Origin of the sequence: Anabaena sp. 4-3, assembly GCF_001597745.1 — a bacterium.
Classification (GTDB): Bacteria; Cyanobacteriota; Cyanobacteriia; order Cyanobacteriales; family Nostocaceae; genus Trichormus.
On the sequence record NZ_LUHJ01000017.1, the window covers coordinates 41,635 to 65,195 of the forward strand.

General features: G+C 43.1%; 13 protein-coding genes. 2 read left to right on the top strand and 11 right to left on the bottom strand.

Translation table 11 applies throughout. The features are described from left to right. Window positions 1-43: 43 nt before the first annotated feature. The 4 genes from A3775_RS04695 to A3775_RS04710 form a co-directional block, all read right to left on the bottom strand. Window positions 44-319 carry a Nif11-like leader peptide family natural product precursor gene (locus tag A3775_RS04695; protein WP_066384610.1) on the bottom strand — a complete coding sequence of 92 codons (276 nt, stop codon included), beginning with the start codon at window positions 317-319 and terminating at the stop codon, window positions 44-46. Between the two features lie 31 nt (window positions 320-350). Beyond that, window positions 351-650 carry a Nif11-like leader peptide family natural product precursor gene (locus tag A3775_RS04700; protein ID WP_156481566.1) on the bottom strand — a complete coding sequence of 100 codons (300 nt, stop codon included), beginning with the start codon at window positions 648-650 and terminating at the stop codon, window positions 351-353. 74 nt (window positions 651-724) lie between these two features. After that, entirely contained in the window at window positions 725-1,021 is a 297-nt protein-coding gene (locus A3775_RS04705) for a Nif11-like leader peptide family natural product precursor (protein WP_066424072.1), read from the bottom strand. Between the two features lie 367 nt (window positions 1,022-1,388). After that, a complete protein-coding gene (locus A3775_RS04710; RefSeq protein ID WP_066384604.1) occupies window positions 1,389-1,664 on the bottom strand; it encodes a Nif11-like leader peptide family natural product precursor in 276 nt (91 codons plus the stop codon). Between the two features lie 322 nt (window positions 1,665-1,986). Between A3775_RS04710 and A3775_RS04715 the strand changes: the two genes are divergently transcribed. Together A3775_RS04715 and A3775_RS04720 are read left to right on the top strand one after the other, a co-directional pair. After that, window positions 1,987-3,438 (top strand): UPF0489 family protein, encoded by a 1,452-nt coding sequence (locus A3775_RS04715; protein WP_066384601.1) that lies wholly within the window; start codon window positions 1,987-1,989, stop codon window positions 3,436-3,438. A 17-nt stretch (window positions 3,439-3,455) separates the two neighbouring features. Continuing rightward, the gene (locus tag A3775_RS04720; protein ID WP_066424076.1) at window positions 3,456-4,892 is read left to right on the top strand and encodes an MBL fold metallo-hydrolase; all 1,437 of its coding nucleotides are present in this window, start codon (window positions 3,456-3,458) and stop codon (window positions 4,890-4,892) included. Window positions 4,893-4,958: 66 nt separating this feature from the next. Here the strand turns inward: A3775_RS04720 and A3775_RS04725 are convergent, their stop codons facing one another. From A3775_RS04725 to rpsT, 7 genes are all read right to left on the bottom strand, one after another. Continuing rightward, window positions 4,959-8,621: an NB-ARC domain-containing protein gene (locus A3775_RS04725; protein WP_066424077.1), complete on the bottom strand. Its 3,663-nt coding sequence runs from the start codon at window positions 8,619-8,621 to the stop codon at window positions 4,959-4,961. Window positions 8,622-9,944: 1,323 nt separating this feature from the next. Beyond that, window positions 9,945-11,534: a glycoside hydrolase family 57 protein gene (locus tag A3775_RS04730; protein WP_066384595.1), complete on the bottom strand. Its 1,590-nt coding sequence runs from the start codon at window positions 11,532-11,534 to the stop codon at window positions 9,945-9,947. A 201-nt stretch (window positions 11,535-11,735) separates the two neighbouring features. Continuing rightward, a complete protein-coding gene (locus A3775_RS04735) occupies window positions 11,736-15,797 on the bottom strand; it encodes a DNA-directed RNA polymerase subunit beta'' (RefSeq protein WP_066384589.1) in 4,062 nt (1,353 codons plus the stop codon). Between the two features lie 156 nt (window positions 15,798-15,953). After that, complete coding sequence (locus A3775_RS04740; RefSeq protein WP_066384586.1) at window positions 15,954-17,831, bottom strand: DNA-directed RNA polymerase subunit gamma; 1,878 nt, start codon at window positions 17,829-17,831, stop codon at window positions 15,954-15,956. A gap of 125 nt (window positions 17,832-17,956) precedes the next feature. Continuing rightward, on the bottom strand, window positions 17,957-21,256 hold the full coding sequence (gene rpoB / locus A3775_RS04745) for a DNA-directed RNA polymerase subunit beta (protein WP_066384582.1): 3,300 nt from the start codon (window positions 21,254-21,256) through the stop codon (window positions 17,957-17,959). 736 nt (window positions 21,257-21,992) lie between these two features. Beyond that, window positions 21,993-22,778 carry a TatD family hydrolase gene (locus A3775_RS04750; protein ID WP_066384580.1) on the bottom strand — a complete coding sequence of 262 codons (786 nt, stop codon included), beginning with the start codon at window positions 22,776-22,778 and terminating at the stop codon, window positions 21,993-21,995. Window positions 22,779-22,840: 62 nt separating this feature from the next. Then, complete coding sequence (rpsT, locus tag A3775_RS04755) at window positions 22,841-23,134, bottom strand: 30S ribosomal protein S20 (protein ID WP_066384578.1); 294 nt, start codon at window positions 23,132-23,134, stop codon at window positions 22,841-22,843. Window positions 23,135-23,561 lie beyond the last annotated feature (427 nt).

Consider the following 23,561-nt stretch of genomic DNA (forward strand, 5'->3'; position numbering starts at 1 on the left):
AAATTACCGACAGGATGGCCTGACTAATTGAATTAGTAGGGTTTTACCAACCTCTAAACCTGGGCGACCACCAGTTAATCACCATACCGCCAGCGACAGTTTCCAAGACTGCCTCTGATAGTTCACCTTCTTCGCTATCATCAAAATTAATGCCATGTTCCAAGAGAAAAGCTTGGACATCTTCTTCAGTAAACTGATAGCCTTTTTCCGCACCAATGTTTACCACTTCTGCTAATCCGCCCGCCTGTTCTAGTTGCTGTTGCAAGGTTTTATCTTGACTAGCGGATTGCATCATTTGTGCGATCGCTTGTTTCGACATTGTAAAATTACCTCAATCATATTGAACAAAATTACCAACCACGAAGGTTAATTCTCACGTTATCCGTCCATTTTCCGTCCCAAAAAGAGCCACCAGCCACAGCATCAAGCATTTCCTCTGATAGTTCTTCCCCCTGACCGTCTACGATGTCTATGATATTAATACCGCGTTCAGTCATAAAAGCTTGTACATCTTTTTCAGTAAACTGATATCCTTTTTCCGCCCCAATTTGAACGACTTCTGCAAACCCTTGTGCAGCTTCGAGCTTTTTTTGCAAAGCTAAATCTTCTCCAGCAGTTTCTATCATGCGTGCAACAGATTCTTTAGACATTTGATTTGTCCTGGTTTTCAATAAATAGAGGAAGTTGAGCAGATTACCTACAAAAGAACTGAAAAAATATTTTGCTACCACTGACGGATTGTAATTGGTGGGTTATTGCCATACCTAATTCTCAAATTCTGAAACCATCCACCAGCAACAGCATCAAGGATTTCTTCTGATAGTTCACCATCGGAACTTTCTTCAACAGGAATACCACGCTCATTCAGAAAAGCTTGCACATCTTCTTGAGTAAACTGATAACATCTCTCAGCACCGATTTTAACAACTTCTGCAAACCCTTGTGCAATTTCCAGTTTATTTTGTAACGCTACATCTTGGCTAGCAGCTTGCATTAATTGCTCAACAACTTCTTTTGACATTAATATTATTCCTCAAAAAAATCAGATATTTTGGTTATTTTCCACACTAATGTTTAAGTTTTAAAGATTAATTAAAATTATTTAAATTAAAAAATAATCTGATTTTAATATAATCAAATATTAACAATAATCATAACCATGTTACAGAGTCATAGGCAATAAATAATAACTAAGTAAACAAGTTACTTTGATTTAAATGGTTCATTTTTACGATAGATAAGAGGAAGGGTATATTGAATGAAATTAACATATACCCTCTTCAAGTTGACTATTTGATTACTTACCTCGCAAGTAACAAACACCAACCAACTGAATTGAACTATAGCAAGTCATAATTTACCTGCTGTAGAACAGTGGAAACTACGATCTACCAACCAGAACCGCCACGAATTCTGACTCTCCAGTTATCAAACCAGCCACCAGCAACAGCTTCAAGGGCTTCTTCAGATAATTCTCCTTCTGGCCCTTCTATTAAGCCGCGTTCAGCTAGGAAAGCTTGTGCTTCTTCTTCAGTAAAATTAAAGCCATTTTCAGCACCGATTTTTACAGCTTCTGCATATCCATCAGCTTTTTCTAGTTGCTGTTGTAAAGCCGCATCTTCTTTAGCAGCTTCAAACATTTTTACAAGAGCTTCTTTAGACATTTTATTTCTCCTAGTAATTAGTTAATCAGATGGATGTTTTTGCTGAATCAAATCATCAAAAATCAGACATAATTCTTTTATAATCTAGATGTTCTAGCATCGCAATATAGATAAGTTCTTAAAAGTTCAGGATGTAAATACAATTTTTTTGTTGCAGTTAATAAAAGTTATGGAAAGTTCAGGTGGTTAATTTTGAAGGATGTTTATTAATAGATTTCGTAAACTTTTTTTAACATATATATTGCTTTGCAAAAAATACATTTAGAATGCGCTTATAGTGTTGATTAACTAAAATAACACCAAGAAAATAAATAAAGAAATAATGAAACCTATCATATTTGAAGAGCATTCTGCTGTATTACCAGAGTGGAAGCGGCGCAGGATTCAAGGTAAAACTTTAATTTATTTAGATGCACATATAGACCTTCAGTTAGTCAGCCAGCAGCGAATTGCAGCATTGGAAAATTGCACAACGGCTGATGAATTGGCTAAATATGAGAAACCCCATCACATGTTGCCTGATCGCGGTTACAGCTATAGCATTGAAGATTTCTTATATCCGGCTTACCGCTTGGGCATGATTTCCCGTTTGATTTGGGTGAGTCCCCCTCAAAACGAAGAACAAAATCGAGAACAAAAAATTAAAGAAATTCTGGGCAAGTTGCAATCAATGGAAGGAGTGAGCCTGGAAGATTTATCAAGTTTTAAGCTAGTCGGTACTATCTTAGAAGGGAAACTGTTGGGATTGGATGTAGTTATTTGCGATTATCGTGATCTAACTCAATTGCAGCTGCCAGAAGACAGTTTAATTGATATCGATATCGACTATTTTATTGAATTACCTGCGGACGAACCTTGGATCGATCCGCAAGAGGTGTTTACTAGCTTGCAAAAGCTGCCTTTAACGTCGGATTTTGTCACCTTAACTCGTTCAGTCAGTAGTGGTTATACACCATTGCGTTATCGTTTTATTGCAGACTATCTGGCGGCTTTATGGGAAGGCGATCGCCAAAAGTCCAGTCATTACTCGCGCTTATTCGATTTGGACAAAAAATTGCGAGATGGAGAAGCTGAGGTTGTTGTCGCCGGTTGTCTTGAGGAATTACAACAATTCTCAGACTGCGCTACAACTTACTACCTACTGAGCCTAGCGGAATCCAATCATGAACTAGCCCAAGATTATCACAAGCAAGCGGCTAGTTTAGATGTTAATTATCGTTACAGTGTCTTGCGTTCTATTAGTGAATTAGCCAGTCGTGACTTAAAATTTGAGCGGCAGAACTTGGAAGAATTAGAACAGCAACTAGAAGTAAGCGGAGTGAATCAACAAGAGTTGGCGATCGCTCACTTTACATTAGGGCTGTTGTATAGCAAATTGGGGGATTTTCGCCAGGTATTCAAGCACCATCAAATTTACAAGAAAATCAGCACTCGCCACCCCCAACTCAACTTCAGGCTAGGCAATTTGCTACTGCAAGCAGGATATCCCCAACGTGCAGCCAGTTTTCTTCATGCTGCATTACAAGATGAGATGACAGCCTGTGGAGCGCATTCATTACTCGGCAGAATCTACGCCAAACAGGGCGATTTAAAACAGGCGTGCCAGCATTTTTTGAAAGTCAGCGAACTGATGCCAGCATTTAGTCCGCCTGTGAACGTACTCGCCAAAATTTACCACCAGATGGGAGACGAATCAAACTCTCAAGCAATGTATAAAAAATATCAACGCATTCAGTTGGCTACTGCAATATTAGTTCAAAAATTAGAAAATTAATTCTACTGTTTAAGAAGATGGAAATTCATGTTATTGGACACGCTTCTATTTTCGTCAACACCCAAGATTGTCGAATCTTAATGGATCCAGTTCTCTGGAACCCACACCAAGAAGGCTTATTTGATATTTGTCCCGAAAGAGAAGTAATTCATGAGAACATTCCCGAATTTGATCTACTAATTATTTCCCATCAACATTTAGATCACTTTCATATTCGCTCTCTCGCTTATTTACCCAAAAATGTTGATGTGCTAATTCCCGAAGACAAGTTGATAGAAGACTGTCTGCGTCAATTAGGATATTCCTATATTTATACTTTAAAAGATTTTAATAAAGTAAAATTTGGTGCTACAAGTTTGTTAACCACTCGTTCAGAAAACCGAGTGCCTGAATACGGTGTGATTTTTGCTGACGAATCGGGAGTTTTTTGGAATCAAGTGGATACAATCGTTAGCTTGAATACTATTCGTTTGATTAAATCTCGCTATGAAAAGATAGATTTTCTCTTAGCCATGTGGCAACCCATGCTAGAGATGAACTATCAACTGAACATGAGTTTAAATTTTCCCTATTCAATCTATAGCAAGGTTCTAGAGACTATTAGTACAATTCAGCCGCAAGCAATTGCTCCTGGTTCTAATGCTTTTAGATGTAATGGGGATTCAGCTTGGCTGAATAAAATTTTATTTCCCGTTACGAGAGAACGTTTTTGTGAGGATATAAAAATTGTTTGTCCAGAAATAGTTGACAATATATTTACCTTAGACCCTGGGGATGTTTTAAGTTTTGAACACGGTGAATTTAATCATTTAAAAGGTGAATGCAAATTTGTCAAAAAAATTTCTGATCATCGAGAAGATTTAGATTTTGCACCCGTTCGAGTCGGGAATCAAATGATAGATAGCAATCCCGACAACTATCATCTTGATGAGATGAAGCAGGCAATTGAGCAGGAAATTAGTGTTAACCTAGCGGAATTGATCACTAAAAATCGAAATTTTCTGTTTATAGAGCATTGTCGATGGCAAGTGATTTATCAATTGGAAATAGTCTTTCCCGACGGCTCAAAGATTTGGAATTTTGATTTTTCAGAAACCAATATTCAAGCTCAAGCAGGTAGAAATCCTTTGGCAAATCTCTTTACTTATATGACAGCCTCCAGTCTTTATGGAATTTTGCAAGGATTCAAAGGTTGGGATTATGCTAATCTTGGCGGTCATTATCGCAGGTTTCAAAAAATCTACTTACCAACTCCTCAAGGAATCATCAAACCAGACGAAGAACTAATTTCTGATCCGCTTGGGTTTAGATTTCCTTACCGTGAGGTATTGAAGAAGGTGTTAAATCATGAAATCGCTCAATGGCATCATGGAAATGACAACAGAGAACAACCCAGCGAAACCAGAAAACTCATGATGCGGATGGGCAATACCCTTTTCAAACTAGATAAGTAATTCTCTAGGACTAACCCAAGTCCAGTAGGGTGTGTTAGCGCACAGTACGGCATCAAATCAACAAACCTACTCATTCTCATCGACTGCGCCTAAAAATTTTAAGGCTTCTCGTTGTACATCTATTAAACCTTTTGCTCCTTTGATGCACATTCCTTCATAGGGTCGTTTTGTTCTCAACATCTCTAGGCATTTTCCTGTATGAATATCCCACAGTTGGATAGTTTCATCTTGACCGCCACTTACTAAAATCTCGCCATCGGGACTAAATGCCACAGACCACACCCAACTTTTATGTGCTGGGATGGTTTGCTGACATTTACCTGTATTGATATTCCAAAACTTCACGGTCTGGTCGCAACTACCACTGGCTAGAATTTCTCCATTGGGACTGAATGCTACTGACTGTACCCAACTGGTGTGTCCCTGTAAGGTTTTTAAACATTCTCCTGTGGCGACATCCCACAGACGAATAGTACAATCACAACTGGCACTGGCTAAAAGTTTGCCATCAGGACTAAAACAGATTCCTTGCACCCAGCTAGTATGTCCTACCAGTGTGTTAATACATTGACCTGTGGCAACATCCCAGATTTTAATGGTTTTGTCTTCAGAAGCACTAGCTAAGGTGACTCCATCAGGACTAAATTGCACAGACCATAACCAACCCTCGTGTCCGTGGAGAGTTTTCAGGCAGTTTCCTGTAATCATATCCCATAATTTAACAGTGTAGTCGCCGCCGCAACTGGCTAACACCAATCCATCAGGACTAAACGCCACTGAACCAATCCAACGGGTGTGTCCCTGCAATGTTTTCAGGCATTGACCTGTAGTGACATCCCAAAGCTTGACACTATAATCACTGCTGCCACTGGCAAGATGTTTGCCATCGGGACTAAAGACAACAGAACAAACCCATCCCCGATGTCCTTCTAAGACGATTGAACTCACAGGAGTGTTGACAGCATCAGCCTTTTCTAGATTCCATAATCGGACGGTTTTATCTTCACTCCCACTAGCTAGGGTTTTGCCATCGGGACTAAAGGCGACTGATTGAATCCAACTACCGTAACCTTGCCAGATATCGATGCAGCTACCTGTGCTGACTTCCCACAGTCGCACTGAGCGATCTTCGCCGCCAGTTGCTAACATTGTGCCATCGGGAGTAAAGGCGACTGAGGTTAAAAGACTGTTGTGGCCGTGTAGGGTTTTTAGGCATTGTCCGTCAGCAACACTCCAAAGTCTCACGGTGCGATCGCCACTACCACTAGCTATGAGTTTACCATCGGGACTAAAGGCGACTGACCGCAATCTTTGGGTATGTCCGGTTAATGTCCGCACACATTTGCCAGTGCTGGTTTCCCAAATTTTCAGGGTGCGATCGCCACTCCCACTAGCTATCAACTTACCATCGGGACTAAAGGCTAATGTCCGCACCCAACGCTCATGTGCTGATAGTGTGTGGTAACATTCACCTGTATTTACATCCCATAGTTTAATACTCCTATCTTCACTCCCACTCGCAATCATGCTGCCATCAGGGGAGAAAGCAACAGACCAAACATAACTGTTATGTCCTGAAAACACTTTGAGACATTCACCAGTGTTAACATCCCAGAGTCTGATTGTTGCGTCACTGCCGCCACTGGCTATCAGTTTACCATTGGGACTAAAGGCGATGGAACGCACTCGCTGATGATGGCCTGTAAGCGTTTTCAAGCAGCTGCCATCCCACACATCCCATAATTTAATCGTATGGTCGCTGCTAGCACTACAAAGCGTTTTTCCATCAGGACTAAACGCAATTGAATGTACCCAACCTGCATGACCTTGACAATTGAGAATTGGTTGACCGTCTGTAATTTGCCATAAGTAAATTTCCCCGTTCACATCTCCAGTGGCTAGTAATCTGCCATCAGGACTAAAGGCTATAGATAAAATACTGGCTAACTGTTTTGCAAATACTGACTGACTCAGATCAGCATCGGTAAAATTGACATTTTGTAAGTTCGTATGTTGTAAACAGCCAGACCAGATTGTTAAATTTGAGAAGTCATAGCCTGATAGCTCAACTTGCATCTGACATAAGATATTAATAATATTTCCAGCCGCATAACCCGGCTCTAATGTCGGGTCATTTTTGAGTTTATTAATAATATTTTGGAATTGCAACTCGATTTTTTCTTTACTTTTATAGCAAGTTAACAGCTTATCTAATAAAGGTTTAATAATCTGCTTAATCTGAGCTTGTTTGAGATATTCTTTAGACCTTGACTTCAGTAAAGGGTATTGATTTAATAAAAATATTTTTTCGTTTTGAATTTCTGCAAAAATTTCATCAATTAGTTTGTTGCATAAATATTCTCTCACAACAGGTTGTAAAAAGAAATTTGTGTTCTTTTTTTCTAAAAAAGACCGATGCAAAAGCGATTGAATAGTTTCAATAATTATTCCATCTGATATATTCGCAAATATTCCCGACCTCAAATCTGATTGATCAATAGGCTCCTGTTCAATGATTAACCAGTATAAAAAGCTTTTTTCTGACAATGGTAGTCGATTAAATTGCTCCTCTAAAACTTTATTAATTTCTCCAAAAATTAATGATTTATTTCTAATAAACTCCGAAATATTTCCATTAAATAAATCTGCTGCTATTGCCGAAACAATTTTTAACGCTAAAGGATTGCCTCCATAGTTTTCGATTAAAAATTGGTAAGATTCTTCAGATTCTAAAAATCCGTCTCTTAATTGCAAGAGTTTTCTCGCAGCTTGGAAATTTAATCCTCCTAATTTTAAAGAACGAACCGGTAAGGTTTCTCCTTTCATTAAGGCTATTTCTTTAGGTTTTTCTCTGGTAGTCAGGAGTAAGCAACTTTTATGATGACATTCTCCTATACGTTTAAAAAATGTTCTATACTCCTCATAGCCTTCTTGATATTGACCTGCTAATACACCACTTTTTAAAATTGTTTCCGCATTATCTAAGATGAGCAAACATCTTTTTGTTTTCAGAATATGAATCAGATAAGACATTTGTGCCTCAAATCTGATGGGTAAATTATTTTCCTCTCCTTGAGTCAAAAATTGCAGGAGATTGATTACCAATTGTTGTAAAGGAGGGGCTTGCAGAAGCGATCGCCAAATCACATATTCAAAATGTTGCTGAATTTGTTCGGCTAACTTGACGCTGAGATGGGTTTTGCCAATTCCTCCCATTCCCAGCAATACCACCAAACGACAGCCATCGTTGACTATCCATTGTTCTAGGGTAGCCAGTTCTTCAGTCCGATTGTAGAACACAGAAACATCAGGTGCATCTCCCCAGTCTTGGTATCTTGTCGTCTCCCTGACTGGGATGTTAATTATATCTGGCGATCGCCAAGCGTCTGGCGTTGCCATCACCTGATCACTAACATTTGTCTGGGCGACATTTTCCCCAACAACTGAAGTTGCACTAGCCTGATACCATTGTCTCTCTAAAGCCGAGCGAAAATTAGTTTTACTAACTTTTTCACCGCACACCTCCGACAGCAACTGCCATAACTTAGGGCCAATATCTTGCTTAAGGTAATTTACTGAATAACCATAGGTTTCGGCAATGTCACTGTAGCGTAGATGTGGTTCTGACCAAAACGCATGCAGAAGCAGCCTTTGCAAATCACTCAGATGCTTACCTTTTTTCTGGAATATGAAAGTGTCAACAAAGGCTAAGGCTTCTTGAACGTCCATAAATTATAGATTTATATTAAATACAATCAGAACAAAAGAAATATGAAAAGTTTTGATTTAATTGATCAGTTCTATCGTCAACTACAGAGTTTCTCAACCTGTTTGACTAACATCATTTATGGCTGGGTATGAATTTGACGTTACTTTAACTTTTCTCCTTAATCGTGAACAATTTGCCTCAAAATCTATTTTTGGCTGTTTATCTCTACCCACATCTGGCACCTGTTCCTTGATGATAATTTTTGTCGGGTGGGCATTGCTTGTAACTTGCTGAAAGCCTTAGTTTTATATTGTTGGCAATGCCCACCACCCTGTCAGCGCAATCAAGCAACTACTGCAAGATGTAAATAGAGGAGTGTATCCAGTTTTCAGGCAGTCCGCAGAACAGTGAATTTCCCCCATAAGCTATTCTCCAGAATACTTTCCCGATTTAAACTTACTGGCATTTTCTTCCGGCTATTTCAGAATTTATAGCAGGAGGCAAAAGATAGGAGGCAGCTATGCTGGAGGTAAAATCTTACTATTCCTAGCATTCACGCTTTCAAAATTTCCTAACTTATCCGACTACAGCTATAAGTGTTTTTGATAATAGAAATCAGCCGTAATGCAGCAGATGATTTTGGTACGTTACGCTTTGTTTTAACGCACCCGAAAAATTAATATTTGCTTGATCACGCATCTCTCAAAAAGAGAGATTAGCATGAGTTAATGTCAATTTGGATTGTTTTAATTAAATTTTTAGACTAATTTAGCTTTAATTATACTAAAACTTTGCCGAAACCTATATTGATGAATAAAAACTGTAATAATCTGACTACAGCCCTGCCGAGCAAAAAAAGTTAATTTTTGTAATCAACATCTTTTGTCACTTTTGCCAGAAAATCAACTCAAATCCTTATTTTTACGGTTTGATTGCCAAAAAAGTTAAATCCAAAATTCAGAAGAGGATGATTAAATTTTTGATGCCTTCTAAGTTGGAGAAGATACAGCAGATTTGGGGTCAATCAGGTACAAATTTTAGGAACAAAGCTTTATACTAAGAGAGTTTCAAACCTTTTCCCTGTTAAGAGTTCCCTATTCCCTGCTGTATTTCTAAAGAAATGTAAAGGTAAAAATTTCTGATATGAAAGATTGATCATTAGGTTCTGCACAGATGCGCTCATCACTGTAACTCAAGAGATGAACATGATATCAGATATCAGCTTCCCACCGGTGCGGCGACGCACTGGTAAAATCAGCAAGAAGCCAGCCAAAACCCCAGTATTGATAACTGGGGGTTTAGCTTTTCATCTGTGAAAAAAATAAACTGAGGTGAGATGTTAATTACAAAGGACGATAAACCCGATAGTTAATATTGGGGAAAATATTATCCATTAATTCCACTTTTTCTAGCCAACCGCTATCAATCTTGCCGATTTTTATATCTTCATAAAGTTTATTAAATCGCATGATGTGCGATCGCGTCCGTCGTACTGCATAGGGAACCATAGTCCCTGTCCGCATAATAAACGCCCAGTCAGAAGATTGAGCCAACAGCAATTCACGCGCCGCTTGATTGAGTGCTTTCCAGGATAATTCATCCTCCGGTTCTAAACGAGAGATTTCAATCATCCGTTCCGCAGTTTTGTGCAGATGTGGGTAAATCCAGGCATTGGTATCATTTAACCAATACTCATGAAAACCCTTATAACCCCAACTTGACTGAGAAGGACGACAGACTTGCTGAGTCGGTTCAGCCCGTAAATAATCTGCCAAGTGAGTCATTGTATAAGTTCCTTGGTCATACCAAGACTTGCGGAAGAGATAATCAATAAACCAAGGCCCTTCATACCACCAATGCCCAAACAACTCAGCATCATAGGGCGAAACAATAATTGGCGGACGCTGCATAATGCCATAGAGATGCTCTACCTGACGTTCGCGGTTATACATAAAATTACCAGCGTGTTCTGCCGCCTTTTCTCTTGCCCAATAAGGGTCATAGAGTGCTTTATCGGATAAACCTAAGCCACGCCCAGTAATTTTGTGATACTTAATCCCCGTATTTTTACGTTGACCGTTGGGCATAATGTAGGGCTTGATGTACTCATATTCAGCTTCCCAGCCCAAATCTTTATAAAATTCCCGATATTCCGCCGCACCGGGATAGCCCACCTCAGAAGACCATACCTGTTGTGAAGATTCATGATCACGACCAAAAGCCGCAACACCAGTTTCAGTAAAAATTGGCGCGTAAGTACCAAAGCGGGGACGAGGACGAGCATAAAGAATACCATGTCCATCAGTCAGGAAGTAACGCAAACCCGCATCTGCCAGCATCCGTTCTAAACCTTCATAGTAGGCGCATTCTGGCAACCAAATACCTTTAGGGGGACGACCAAAAGTTTCTTCGTAATGTTCACAAGCTACCTGAATTTGCGCCCATACAGCTTGCGGATACATCTTCATCAATGGCAAATAGCCATGAGTGGCACCACAGGTGATAATTTCTAGATTGTTAGTATCTTGGAACTCTTTAAAAGCCGTTACTAAATCACCGTTGTAGCGTTCCCACATCTGACGCGCTTCATTAAACTCAGTGGCGTAGTGTTCGGCTAGGTAACGAATATGCCCATTGTGGACATTACGCTCGGCTTCCAGTTCTGCTAATTCTTCTAGTTTGGCTAAGTGAGTATCATAGCGTTCTTGTAACAAAGGGTCACGGAGCATCGACACTAGCGGTGGTGTCATACTCATGGTGATTTTAAAGTCGATGCCGTCTCGTTTTAAGCCTTCAAATACTTTTAGTAAGGGAATGTATGTTTCGGTAATAGCTTCATACAGCCATTCTTCTTCTAGTACATAATCACTTTCTGGGTGACGAACAAAAGGCAGATGTGCGTGGAGTACAAGCGCGACGTAGCCAATAGCCATAGTTTTTTGGGGTGATACTTGTAATTTGCAGGTCAAGGGGTTTGGGGGAAATTAACAATATTTTAAGACCTTCTGGGGATCGTGACGTTGCTTCGCTCTGAATTCAAAATTCTCTCATTCAAAATTAAGAAAGATAGATATAAAAAAAGGCAAAAGAATTGATTCTTTTGCCTTTGCAATTTTCACTTTGACTTTTCGATATTACTCATCATCGAAATCGTCTTCGTCATCTTCCTCGTAGTCGTCAACTTCGTCTTCCTCTTCCTCTTCGTCTACGAGGTCATGAATTTCATCTGCAATCAAATCATCATCCTCATCGAGAATTGACCGCCGATTACCAAATCCACCGTCTCCCAAAGAAGGAACATCTAAATTATAGGCGCGAGCTGTGCGGTCATCTAGCACCATATCCAGTGGGTCATCGGTTTCATCTAAGACACTGCTGGTATCTAGAGTTGAATAGTCTTCGATCATACCGGGTTCATCATAGGTGTTGTAACCAGTACCCGCCGGAATCAAACGTCCGATAATTACGTTTTCTTTTAAGCCACGCAACCAGTCAGATTTACCTTCAATGGCTGCTTCGGTGAGAACCCGTGTGGTTTCTTGGAAGGATGCCGCAGAAATAAAGCTATCGGTGTTCAAGGATGCTTTGGTAATCCCTAACAATACTGGGGTGTATTGCGCTCTAGCACCGCCAGTAATCGCCATAGCTTCATTTACTTGCTCAACTTGGCGTAATTCCACCAACTCACCGGGAAGCATAGTGGTGTCACCACCATCATCAATCCGCACTTTGTTGGTCATTTGGCGGACAATCACTTCGATGTGTTTGTCAGCGATGTCAATCCCTTGGGATTGATAAACCATCTGGACTTCATTCACCAAGAATGTCTGTACTTTTTGCAAGGCGTGGCTGGCACAGGCATAAACACCTTCGTCTGAACCCAGACTGAAGAAAGTTTCTAAAATTTCGTGAGGATTAGAAGGGCCATCTGTTAGTGGTTGCCCTGCTGATACATGAGAACCATCAGGTACGATGAGGTTTTGACCAGGGCCAAGTGCGTAGTCGGTGACTACACCATTTGACTCTATGACTTTGACAGCGATCGCTTCATCACCATCACCGTAAACCACCTTCACTTCCCCGCCCCGTTTTGCCAAAATACAGGCTTCTTTAGGTTTGCGGGCTTCTAGCAGTTCTTCAATCCGAGGCAAACCTTGAATGATGTCTCCAGTTTTTGCCCGTTCAAACACCAGCAACACTAAGTTATCGCCCCGTTGTACCAAATCGCCGTCTTCTACCTGTAACACCGCCCCAGGGCTAACTCGGTAAGGACGACCAGCCCGGATAGTAACTGCATAGTTTTGGGTGCTCAGTGCTGATTCACTGGCAGCAGATTCAACATTAGCATTTTTCACTGACACCACTTGCCCAGATTCTTCAGCGAAGACACCAGGGGCAATTTCTGCACCTGCTACGATCAAGTTACCTGCTTTGACTGTGGGTTGGCCGTTAACATTCAGCGTTGCCATGTCAGTGCGGCGCAGCACTAAACAGCGACGCACCGCTTCGGTTCCTTTTTGCAGACCGCGCACAATCCCACCTTCTTTAGATAAGATTTGGGTACGCGCCACCACTGCACCAGGAGCGATCGTGTCTCCCTCTTTCACTTCTAAAGCTGTCTGGGTACTGCCTTGAGTCGCATCAGCAGCAATATCGCGCCGAATGATTAAAGATTCCAGAATTACCAGTTGTAAACGTTGAATTTCTGGATTCTCCGCATCCGCTACTAATTCAATATCTGCGGCTAACGGAGAAGCATTATGTTCTTGTTCGCCTTCCTGCTCAATTTCCAAGACTAATTGGGTGCGTAGCAGTTCCACACCTTCCACAGACTTGACACGTTCAGAGTCTTTATAAGGCAATCGCTGTACTGCCCGCATCTGAATAGAACGTCCGGTCTGTTGGCTCACAGATGTAGTCGATGGCACATCTGGATGCTCAGGGACGGCAAACTCTACCACGGGACGGCTTAACAATGCTGGGCCTTCTGGGGACTCCACATACTGGATGTAGCGCAGTTCATTAAAGACTCGCCCTAACAATTCCTCACCTGCGGGGAGAAATGTGTCATCTCGTCCCATCACTGCTTCTGGATCGTCTACCATTAGCAGTTCACCAGGCTTAATTACGACTTCTCGCAGAATATCGTTTTTCTGGGTGACTTCAACTACACCATTGTTTTGACAGAAGATGTCTTTAACGACTTCAGTACCAGCTTCGACATACTGACCATCTTCTACCAACAGCAAGGAGATGTCTTTGTTAACTTCGTGGGTTTCTTCGGGAATCCACAACAGTGTACCTCCCTGTACCACTTCATAACCCAGTTTGGCTTTACCTTTCTTCTGGACTTCTACGCCAGCAAACTTCAGTAATCCACCTGTGGTAGTGCGATAGCGGTCATCAATCAACTCCGCTACTACTTGACCATTCTGCACTTTTGTGCCTGGTGTAGCCCGCAAGTTAAATACTTGGTTATTACCTGTGGTGACTAGGTAGTTGTTGCGCCCTTGGGAACTTTGAACGGTGACGGTGGCTTGGTCTAAAATTACAGAAGCCGTAATAATTTCAATTTCCCTGGTACTCTTACCTGGGGTAGCTTCTGGTAAACGCACTACACCACCGTGTAAGGTGGTTAATTTGGTTTCTGCCAATACGCCGTTAGTTGCTACTGAGTCGCCGTTATTGACTACTAATTCTGCTCCTGGTGGCAAGTTGTAAACTTCCCCAGACAAAATCCAAATCAAACCACCCCGTGCGGCGGTAGTGGTGGTGTTACCTTGACGGTCGGTTTTTTGTTCGGGGACTACTTCCGCAAACTTGACTTCGCCAGCTAAGTCAGAAGCCACATCTTTGACGGCTTTTTCTGTGTTGGCGCGGGTAGTACGACCACCCAGGGCGACCTCTGCCAATAACTGACCAATTTTTACCTGCTGCCCATCAAATATATAGAGTGTGGAACCTTGGGTAACTTGGATTTCTTGGTTAACTGGTGTTTCTGCACCATCTTTCTGTGGTTCTAAAATCAGAGTCCCATTGGTTTCCACATACAAGGCATCTTCCCCGTGACGGGTACGATAGGGTCTTGTCCGCAATTTGCGGGGGATTTTTACCGTCCCATCAATTTTAGAACGTACTTGTTGAGCTACTTCCCCGGTGAACACACCCCCGGTGTGGAATGTCCGCATGGTTAGCTGGGTGCCAGGTTCGCCAATACTTTGGGCGGCGATGATACCGACGGCTTCGCCTAAGTCTACCATTTTGGCGTGTGCCAAACTCCAGCCGTAGCAGTGTTGGCAAACGGAACGGGCGGCTTCACAGGTGAGGGGCGATCGCACTACAACTTCTTTTACCCCAGCTTTCTCTATCTCCTTAGCTAAGTCATCAGAAATTGGGGTATTACGTGGTGCAATCACTTCCTTGGTAGTTGGATGTATGACATCTTCACCCACTACCCGTCCTAGCAAGCGTGTAGACAACTTGATCAGGGTTTTACTACCTTCGGTCATCGCCCGCAGAGGAATGCCTCTAGTAGTACCACAATCAATTTCCCGAATGATCACATCCTGGGAAACATCCACCAGACGACGGGTAAGATAACCAGAGTCGGCAGTCCGTAACGCCGTATCTACCAACCCTTTCCGCGCACCGTAAGAAGAAATAATATATTCTGTTACCGTCAGACCTTCCCGGAAGTTAGTTTTGATAGGTAAGTCAATAATTTCCCCTTGCGGATCTGCCATCAGTCCCCGCATCCCCACCAACTGACGCACCTGAGAGATATTACCCCGCGCCCCAGAAAACGCCATCATGTATACAGAATTGAGGGGGTTTGTCTGTTTAAAGTGGGTAACTACCTCATCTTTCAACGCTTCACTCGTACCGTTCCAAGTATCAATTACCTTTTGGAAACGTTCTACTTCAGTAATTTCACCCCGTTGGTAACGGGCTTCTGTAGCGCGAATTTCCTCTTCTGCTGCGTCCAAAAGACTCCGCTTAGTTGGTGGCACCATCAAGTCATCAACACTGATAGAAACCCCAGCTCTGGTAGCATAGCGAAAGCCTAAATCCTTCAACTTATCCGCCATTACAGCAGTTCGCGCTGTCCCGTAATGAGTGAACGCCCAAGCGATCAAATTTCTCAGTTGACCTTTGTCAACGACGCGATTGCGAAAAATCATCTTTTCGTTAGTCATTAGTCTTTAGTCCTTAGTCATTGGGGATTGGGTATTGGGTATTGGGGACTGGGGACTGGGGACTGGGGCAGAAGGCAGAAGATTCTTCCTTGTCTTCCTTGTCTTCCTTGTCTTCCTTGTCTCCCTCATCTCCCTCATCTCCCCTGCCTATACTCCCTAACTTGCAAGTGCTTCCTGAATCGCTTTATTGTAAATAACGCGACCCGGCGTAGTGCGTATATACTGAGAAATTAAGTTGCCCTGAGCGTCTTCTCTGACTTGGCGGAATTTGTAGATGACAGTCCGGCTACCGTCTTCGTTATTTTTCACCTCTACGGGTTCTGTATCAGGTTGAGAAGTTTCTACTTCCCCGTCAAAGCGGACGTAAACGTAGGCGTGTAAGTCGATTTGCTCTTGCTCGAAGGCCATAATTACGTCTTCCATCGATGCAAAATACCTACCTGCACCCTTTGTAGCACCAGGATTCTCCGCAGTTAGGTAGTATGCCCCCAAGACCATATCTTGGCTAGGTGTAATAATCGGTCTACCTGTGGCTGGTGACAAAATGTTATTAGAAGCCAGCATCAACAGCCGCGCCTCAGCCTGACTTTCTAATGACAAAGGTACGTGTACCGCCATTTGGTCACCGTCAAAGTCAGCGTTAAACGCCGGACAAACCAAAGGATGTAGTTGAATTGCTCGCCCTTCTACCAAAATCGGCTCAAAAGCCTGAATACCCAAGCGGTGCAGCGTTGGCGCACGGTTGAGCATCACGGGGTGTCCTTCAATCACCTCTTCCAAAACATCCCAAACACTTGGATCGGAACGAGAAATTAATTTTTTCGCAGCTTTGATATTATTCACCATGCCACTGCGAATCAGGCGATTAATCACAAATGGTTGAAATAGCTCAATCGCCATTTCTCTGGGCAAACCGCATTGGTGAATCTTCAGCTTTGGCCCTACGACAATTACGGAACGTCCAGAGTAGTCAACCCGTTTACCCAACAAGTTTTGCCGGAAACGTCCTTGTTTACCTTCAATAATGTCGGACAAAGACTTCAGGGGTCGATTGTTTGCCCCTACCACGGTACGTCCCCGACGACCGTTATCAATCAAAGCGTCTACCGCTTCTTGCAGCATCCGCTTTTCGTTCCGCACAATAATTTCCGGTGCGAGAATTTCTTGCAGTCGTGCTAAACGATTATTCCGGTTAATTACCCGACGATATAAATCATTTAAATCGCTAGTCGCAAACCGTCCACCATCCAACTGCACCATTGGGCGCAAATCTGGAGGAATGACGGGAATAACTGTCATCACCATCCACTCCGGCTTAGAACCGGTAGCAATGAAGTTGTCAATTACCCGCAGGCGTTTAATCAGTTTTGCTCGCTTTTGTCCTTTGGCAGTACCAATTTCTTCGCGGAGGTTTTCGGCTTCTTGCTCTAAGTTAATGTCAGCCAGCAAGCGCAGTAATGCTTCCGCACCGATACCTACCTCTACACCTTGCAACTGAGAATCTTCGCTATAAATTTGGTCTTCAATTTCCAACCACTGGTCTTCACTCAGCAGTTGTTTATAGGTTAAAGTTTCCGCATTGCCGGGACTAAGGACAACATAAGAGTTGAAATATACAATTTGTTCCACATCCCGCAAAGGCATATCTAGCAGGATGGAAATATAACTAGGAATCCCTTTGAGATACCAAACGTGGGCTACTGGCGCAGCTAGTTTGATGTATCCCATGCGATGGCGACGCACCCGTGACTCGGTAACTTCTACGCCACAACGCTCACAAACAATCCCTCTATGGCGGACTCTTTTATACTTACCACAGTGACATTCCCAATCTTTCGCGGGGCCAAAGATGCGCTCACAAAATAAGCCATCCATCTCTGGCTTGAGGGTACGGTAGTTAATTGTCTCTGGTTTGGTAACTTCACCGACTACCTGACCATTGGGTAATGTTCTTTCACCCCACTGGCGAATACGTTCAGGTGATGCCAAGCCGATTTTTACGTAGTCAAACTGATTAGTTTGGGCAGGTCTCATACTTTCAGTGCTGAGTGTTGAGTGTATTTAGTTTTGGAACTTTGGGTGTTGGGTATTAGGGATTGGGTATTGGGTACTGGGGATTATTTCCCAGTCCCCAGTCAAGAGTCCCCAGTCTCTAATACCTATTCTTCGTCTTCCAAGGATTCGCGGGAGAGAGATTCGTAGGTGGGTCGAGGTGGTGTTCTTCTGTTGGCTTGGTCTGCCATTAAATCAACTTCCACATCTAAGGAACTACCATCGGCTTGGGTTTCTACTTTATGCACAGCAATATCTAAGCCCAAGGATTGTAATTCGCGCATCAACACCTTAAAGGATTCTGGTGTGCCAGGTCTGGGAATAGCCTTACCTTTAACGATCGCATTTAAGGCTTCATTTCGTCCCTGCATATCGTCGGATTTTACTGTCAACAATTCTTGCAAGGTGTAAGCAGCACCAAAGGCTTCCAAAGCCCACACTTCCATTTCCCCAAATCGCTGACCACCTTGTTGTGCTTTACCACCCAAGGGTTGCTGTGTCACTAAGGAGTACGGGCCAGTAGAACGAGCGTGAATCTTATCGTCTACTAGGTGTACCAGTTTCAGCATATAAGCTACACCCACGGTCACCGGTCGGTCGAATGGTTCGCCAGTCCGACCATCAAATACCATGATTTTGCCAGAGTCATCGGGGTTATACACCCAGTTGCGACCTGTTTCATCCCGTGCTTCTTGCAATTTGCCATGCACAATGCGGCGAGATGATTCTTCCCCATACATTTCATCGAAGGGGGTAATCTTAAACCGCACTCCTAAGTTATAGCCAGCCCAACCTAACAGACACTCAAATACCTGTCCGACGTTCATCCGGCTGGGTACACCCAGAGGGTTGAGGACAATATCTACAGGGGAACCATCAGGCAGATAAGGCATATCTTCTATGGGCAGTATCCGCGAAATAATCCCCTTATTCCCGTGACGACCTGCCATTTTGTCGCCTACCTGGATTTTCCGCTTTTGCGCCACATACACCCGGACTACCATGTTCGCACCCGGTGGCAGTTCATCACCTTGTTCACGGGTAAACAAGCGCACGTCAACTACCCGACCTTTTTCACCGTTGGGTACGCGCAGGGAATTATCTCTCACATCCCGTGCTTTTTCCCCGAAAATCGCCCGCAACAGTTTTTCTTCTGGGGGTTGGTCAGATTCACCTTTGGGTGTGACTTTACCTACTAAGATGTCGCCAGATTCTACCCACGCCCCAATGCGAATGATCCCCTGTTCATCTAACTGACGCAAGGCATCTTCCCCGACGTTGGGAATTTCTCTGGTAATTTCTTCTGGCCCTAGTTTGGTCTGCCGTGCCTCAATTTCATATTTTTCAATGTGAATTGAGGTGTAAATATCATCTTGTACCAGGCGTTCAGAAATTAAAATTGCGTCTTCGTAGTTGTAGCCTTCCCACGGCATATAAGCCACGACAATATTCTGACCAAGTGCCAATTCTCCGCCTTCGGTAGAAGAACCATCAGCTAATACCTGACCCGCTACTACGTGTTCACCAATGCGTACAAGTGGCTTTTGGTTCAAGCAGGTATCTTGGTTAGAACGCTGGTATTTGGAAAGGGTATACTTAATTTCTGATGAATTTGGTTTGGGACGTACCCGAATTTCTGTGGCATCTGCATAAGTTACCTCGCCATCGGTACGGGAAATAATCACCATCCCGGAGTCTCTCGCACCTTGGGCTTCTAAACCAGTACCGACTAAGGGTCGCTCTGGTTTCAGCAGGGGTACTGCTTGGCGTTGCATGTTGGAACCCATGAGGGCACGGTTTGCGTCGTCATGTTCCAAGAAGGGAATCATGCTTGTAGCTACGGAGACAATCTGCACCGGAGATACGGCTACGTAGTCTACCTGTTCTGGGGTGGTGGTGGAGAATTCTTGGCGATAACGGACTGGTACTTGTGGCCCCAGAATGTAGCCATTTTCATCCAAGGGAATATCCCCTGGTGCTACCCGTAGGTCGTCTTCTTCATCGGCGGTCATGTAGACTGCTGGCTTGTCAAAGATCACCCGACCGTTTTCTACTGGTCTAAAGGGTGTTTCTAAGAAGCCGTACTGGTTGACTCGTGCGTGGGTAGCTAAGGAACCAATCAAACCCGCGTTGGGGCCTTCTGGTGTTTCGATGGGGCAGATACGTCCGTAGTGGGAGGGGTGAATATCCCGCACGGCAAAACCTGCCCGTTCACGGGTTAAACCACCAGGCCCAAGGGCTGACAGACGGCGTTTGTGGGTCAGTTCTGCTAAGGGATTTGTTTGATCCATGAACTGACTTAATTGGCTGGAACCAAAGAATTCTTTAATGGCTGCTACCAAGGGTTTGGGGTTGACCAAGGATGCAGGGGTTAATACTTCTGCGTCGGATACGGTCATCCGTTCCCGAATGATTCTTTCAAGGCGGTTTAACCCTACCCGGACTTGGTTTTGCAACAACTCACCGACGCTTCTGACGCGACGGTTGCCTAAGTGGTCGATGTCATCTACGCTACCGATGTCATATTCCAGGTTGATCAGGTAATCAACTGCTGCCAAAATATCGCTAGGGGTCAGTATCCGTACTGTTTCGGGTACGGATAGGCGTAATTTTTTGTTCAGTTTGTATCTGCCAACCCGACCTAAGTCATAGCGTTTGGGGTCGAAGAACCGGGAGTCTAACAGTTGTTGTCCGCCTAAGACGGTTGGTGGTTCACCGGGGCGGAGTTTGCGGTATAACTCCATCAGGGCTTCTTCTTCGGAAAACTGCCCTTCTTTCTCGATGGTTTTTTGGAAGTATTCGGGATGGCGAAGAGCATCAAAAATTTCGTTATCTGATAACCCTAGGGCTTTAAGTAATACTTGGGCTGAGAGTTTACGGGTTTTATCTATCCTTACCCACACTAAATCGTTACGGTCGGTTTCAAATTTCAGCCATGCTCCTCGGTTGGGAATTAAGCTGGCAGAATAGGTACGTCGTCCGTTTTTGTCGATTTCGGATTTGTAGTAAACTCCAGGCGATCGCACGATTTGATTGACAATTACCCGCTCGGCTCCGTTAATAATAAAGGTGCCGCGATCTGTCATCAAGGGCAGATCCCCAATAAATACTTCTTGCTCTTTAATATCCCCTGTTTCTTTATTTAACAGGCGGGTGGGAACATACATCTGTACAGCATAGGTACTATCCCGGCGTTTGGCTTCTTCAACGCTGTACTTTGGTTCTTTAAGTTTGTAGTTTTGTCCTAAAAAATGCAGTTCTAGTTTGCCGGTATAGTCTGTAATAGGACTAAAGGAGTTGAGTTCTTCGATCAGCCCTTCTTCTAAAAACCAGCGAAAGCTTGAACGCTGGATTTCAATCAAGTCGGGCAATAGAAAGGCGGGTTCAATATAATTTTCGCTAGTCATGCCTCTACCTTTGTCAACCTGGTTAAATTTTTAGAGGACACAGTTGGATGACTTTTGTTGTCTTGCTTCCGTGTCCTTAGCTGTTTGGGAACTTCTCCTTCAATCTCACCTGATGATTTACAAGTGTGGATAAACGCAGCAATTGCATCTGGCGCGGGAGATTTTCACAAGGGGTGATCACCCCTGATAGCCAGCCACGGCTACTATCATCCAGCTATGTCATTGATTCCTTAACAGCAGTAATCGGAAATCTGCCCTTACCCCAATTTGTCTAACTAACTCACTTCCCCTCCCAACAGTGCTTCAACTACTTGTACTTGTCGCAGATGTTATTTTGTCTAAAACACACCATTGCTACTCACGGTGATAGCCTGTGATTGAGGAGCAAAAGCTTTCTTTGGAGTTTATTCGTCAAAATGGCTTGATTTTGCAAGATTGTGATCACAAGACAATTTCTTTTAACAATTTTCTATAGGTTAATTACAAAGCCGGTGGTTTTAGTCAGAATTGCTCTCAATGTTGGTTGTCAGGTTTTGTCATAACATTGAAAGCATCCGCTTGTGGAGATGTGAGGAGGGTCAAGTTGATAACTGTACAAAATCAAGCTTAGGAGTTTTCAGTTCCTTCCTTTATCATTATGACGCACACAAAATGTTTTGGAGGCATTAATTTTAGCATATTTTTTCCTCCTAGCTGTTTATTTTTAACTGCAACCTATAATATAACCGGACAAACTTTATAGTGCTAGACCAAATAGTTTGCAGGCATTTTGGGTAGTTTGAGTGGAAATTGCCTCTAATGTCTCTCCTCTTAGCTTGGCTATTTGCTCCGCTACATGGCGCACATAAGCTGGCTCATTCCGCTTTTCTCCCCGTTTGGGAACTGGTGCCAAAAACGGACAATCGGTTTCAATTAGTAAGCGGTCGCTGCTCACTATCTGGGCTGAGGCTTGTATTGTTTTAGCGTTCTTAAATGTAACAGTACCGCTAAAACTAATATAAAAGCCTAAATCCATAAACCATTGAGTTTCTTCTGGTGTCCCTCCCCAACAGTGCATCACCCCCCGAAGTTGATGATTTGTCCTCTCTTGCCATTTTTGTAAGATGTCTCTGACTGCAACTGCGGCATCCCGACAGTGAATAATTACGGGTAAGTTGAGTTCAGAGGCGATCGCTAATTGCGCCTCAAATACCTGATGCTGTTGTTCATGGTTATCGGCTTTATAAAAGTCCAGCCCCATTTCACCAATCGCCACTACCTGAGAATCAGAACGCGCTAAGGATAATATTTCCTCACCTGTATGACTCTGCCATTTTTCTGCGTCTAAAGGATGCAAGCCTACGGCAAAGCTGATTTCCGGAAACTTGTGGGCTAAGGCTTGAATACTGGCAAACTCTGATGGCTCGACACAGGAATGTACTAAACGTACAACTCCTGCTTCTTGCCACCGCGATCGCACTGCTGTTAAATCTGCCTGGAAGGCTGCGAAATTGAGATGTACGTGAGTATCAATCAGTTGCATGGTCATTAGTCATGAGTCATTAGTCATTAGTCATTAGTTAATGACTAATAACCAATCACTGCTTATGCTGTTTGGGTGAGTGGCTTGAGCTTTTGAGCCATTCTGGACTTTTTCCTTGCCCCATTGTTGGGATGCAGAACACCCCGCTTTACAGCTTTATCGATTTTGCTGTAAGCCTCAGAAAGTCTTGTTTGTACTTCCTGTTGTGCTTCTGGAGTAGGATTACCTGCATAAACTTCTACCGCTTGCAAGTATTTTTTCATCAGCGTTCTAACTGCTGATTTGTAGTTTTTATTACGCAGCCGATTGCGTTCTGCGATTTTGGCGCGCTTGAGAGCAGACTTTGTATTCGCCACAGTCAATTCCAAAAAGACTATTAATTATGTACACACACTACTAGACTTACTAATATAGCATCAAGATTGCCAATGTTAGGCATTCTGACAAAAAATTACTTTTGGGTGGCTCAGAAAGTTGCTAGCTAATTTCTCAGGTTTGGTGCATACCTGAGAAAAAACGCTATGATAAAAGGTCATAATCATCAACTTTTTTCATGGCTGCCAAACCTGACCTAAAGACCAGCCCTGGGGTACATCCCCTAACCAGGATGTACAGTTACAAGAAAAGGCTGCAAATAGCTAGGGTTGAAGAACTTTAGTGGATATTTAAGTAAAAATCAGCACAAATTTGACTCGACCACTCATTTGATTTCTGGATTGGGTAAGCGTAGATGTGTATCAGCATCAGCAAAGCTCCCAGAAAGATGGCGAGGTGGTGTCATCA

What these genes read in the sequence shown, in the direction of transcription:
- A3775_RS04695 (WP_066384610.1), bottom strand. Translation starts at nt 319, where the DNA reads ATGTCGAAACAAGCGATCGCACAAATGATGCAATCCGCTAGTCAAGAT.
- A3775_RS04700 (WP_156481566.1), bottom strand. Translation starts at nt 650, where the DNA reads ATGTCTAAAGAATCTGTTGCACGCATGATAGAAACTGCTGGAGAAGAT.
- A3775_RS04705 (WP_066424072.1), bottom strand. Translation starts at nt 1,021, where the DNA reads ATGTCAAAAGAAGTTGTTGAGCAATTAATGCAAGCTGCTAGCCAAGAT.
- A3775_RS04710 (WP_066384604.1), bottom strand. Translation starts at nt 1,664, where the DNA reads ATGTCTAAAGAAGCTCTTGTAAAAATGTTTGAAGCTGCTAAAGAAGAT.
- A3775_RS04715 (WP_066384601.1), top strand. Translation starts at nt 1,987, where the DNA reads ATGAAACCTATCATATTTGAAGAGCATTCTGCTGTATTACCAGAGTGG.
- A3775_RS04720 (WP_066424076.1), top strand. Translation starts at nt 3,456, where the DNA reads ATGGAAATTCATGTTATTGGACACGCTTCTATTTTCGTCAACACCCAA.
- A3775_RS04725 (WP_066424077.1), bottom strand. Translation starts at nt 8,621, where the DNA reads ATGGACGTTCAAGAAGCCTTAGCCTTTGTTGACACTTTCATATTCCAG.
- A3775_RS04730 (WP_066384595.1), bottom strand. Translation starts at nt 11,534, where the DNA reads ATGGCTATTGGCTACGTCGCGCTTGTACTCCACGCACATCTGCCTTTT.
- A3775_RS04735 (WP_066384589.1), bottom strand. Translation starts at nt 15,797, where the DNA reads ATGACTAACGAAAAGATGATTTTTCGCAATCGCGTCGTTGACAAAGGT.
- A3775_RS04740 (WP_066384586.1), bottom strand. Translation starts at nt 17,831, where the DNA reads ATGAGACCTGCCCAAACTAATCAGTTTGACTACGTAAAAATCGGCTTG.
- rpoB (WP_066384582.1), bottom strand. Translation starts at nt 21,256, where the DNA reads ATGACTAGCGAAAATTATATTGAACCCGCCTTTCTATTGCCCGACTTG.
- A3775_RS04750 (WP_066384580.1), bottom strand. Translation starts at nt 22,778, where the DNA reads ATGCAACTGATTGATACTCACGTACATCTCAATTTCGCAGCCTTCCAG.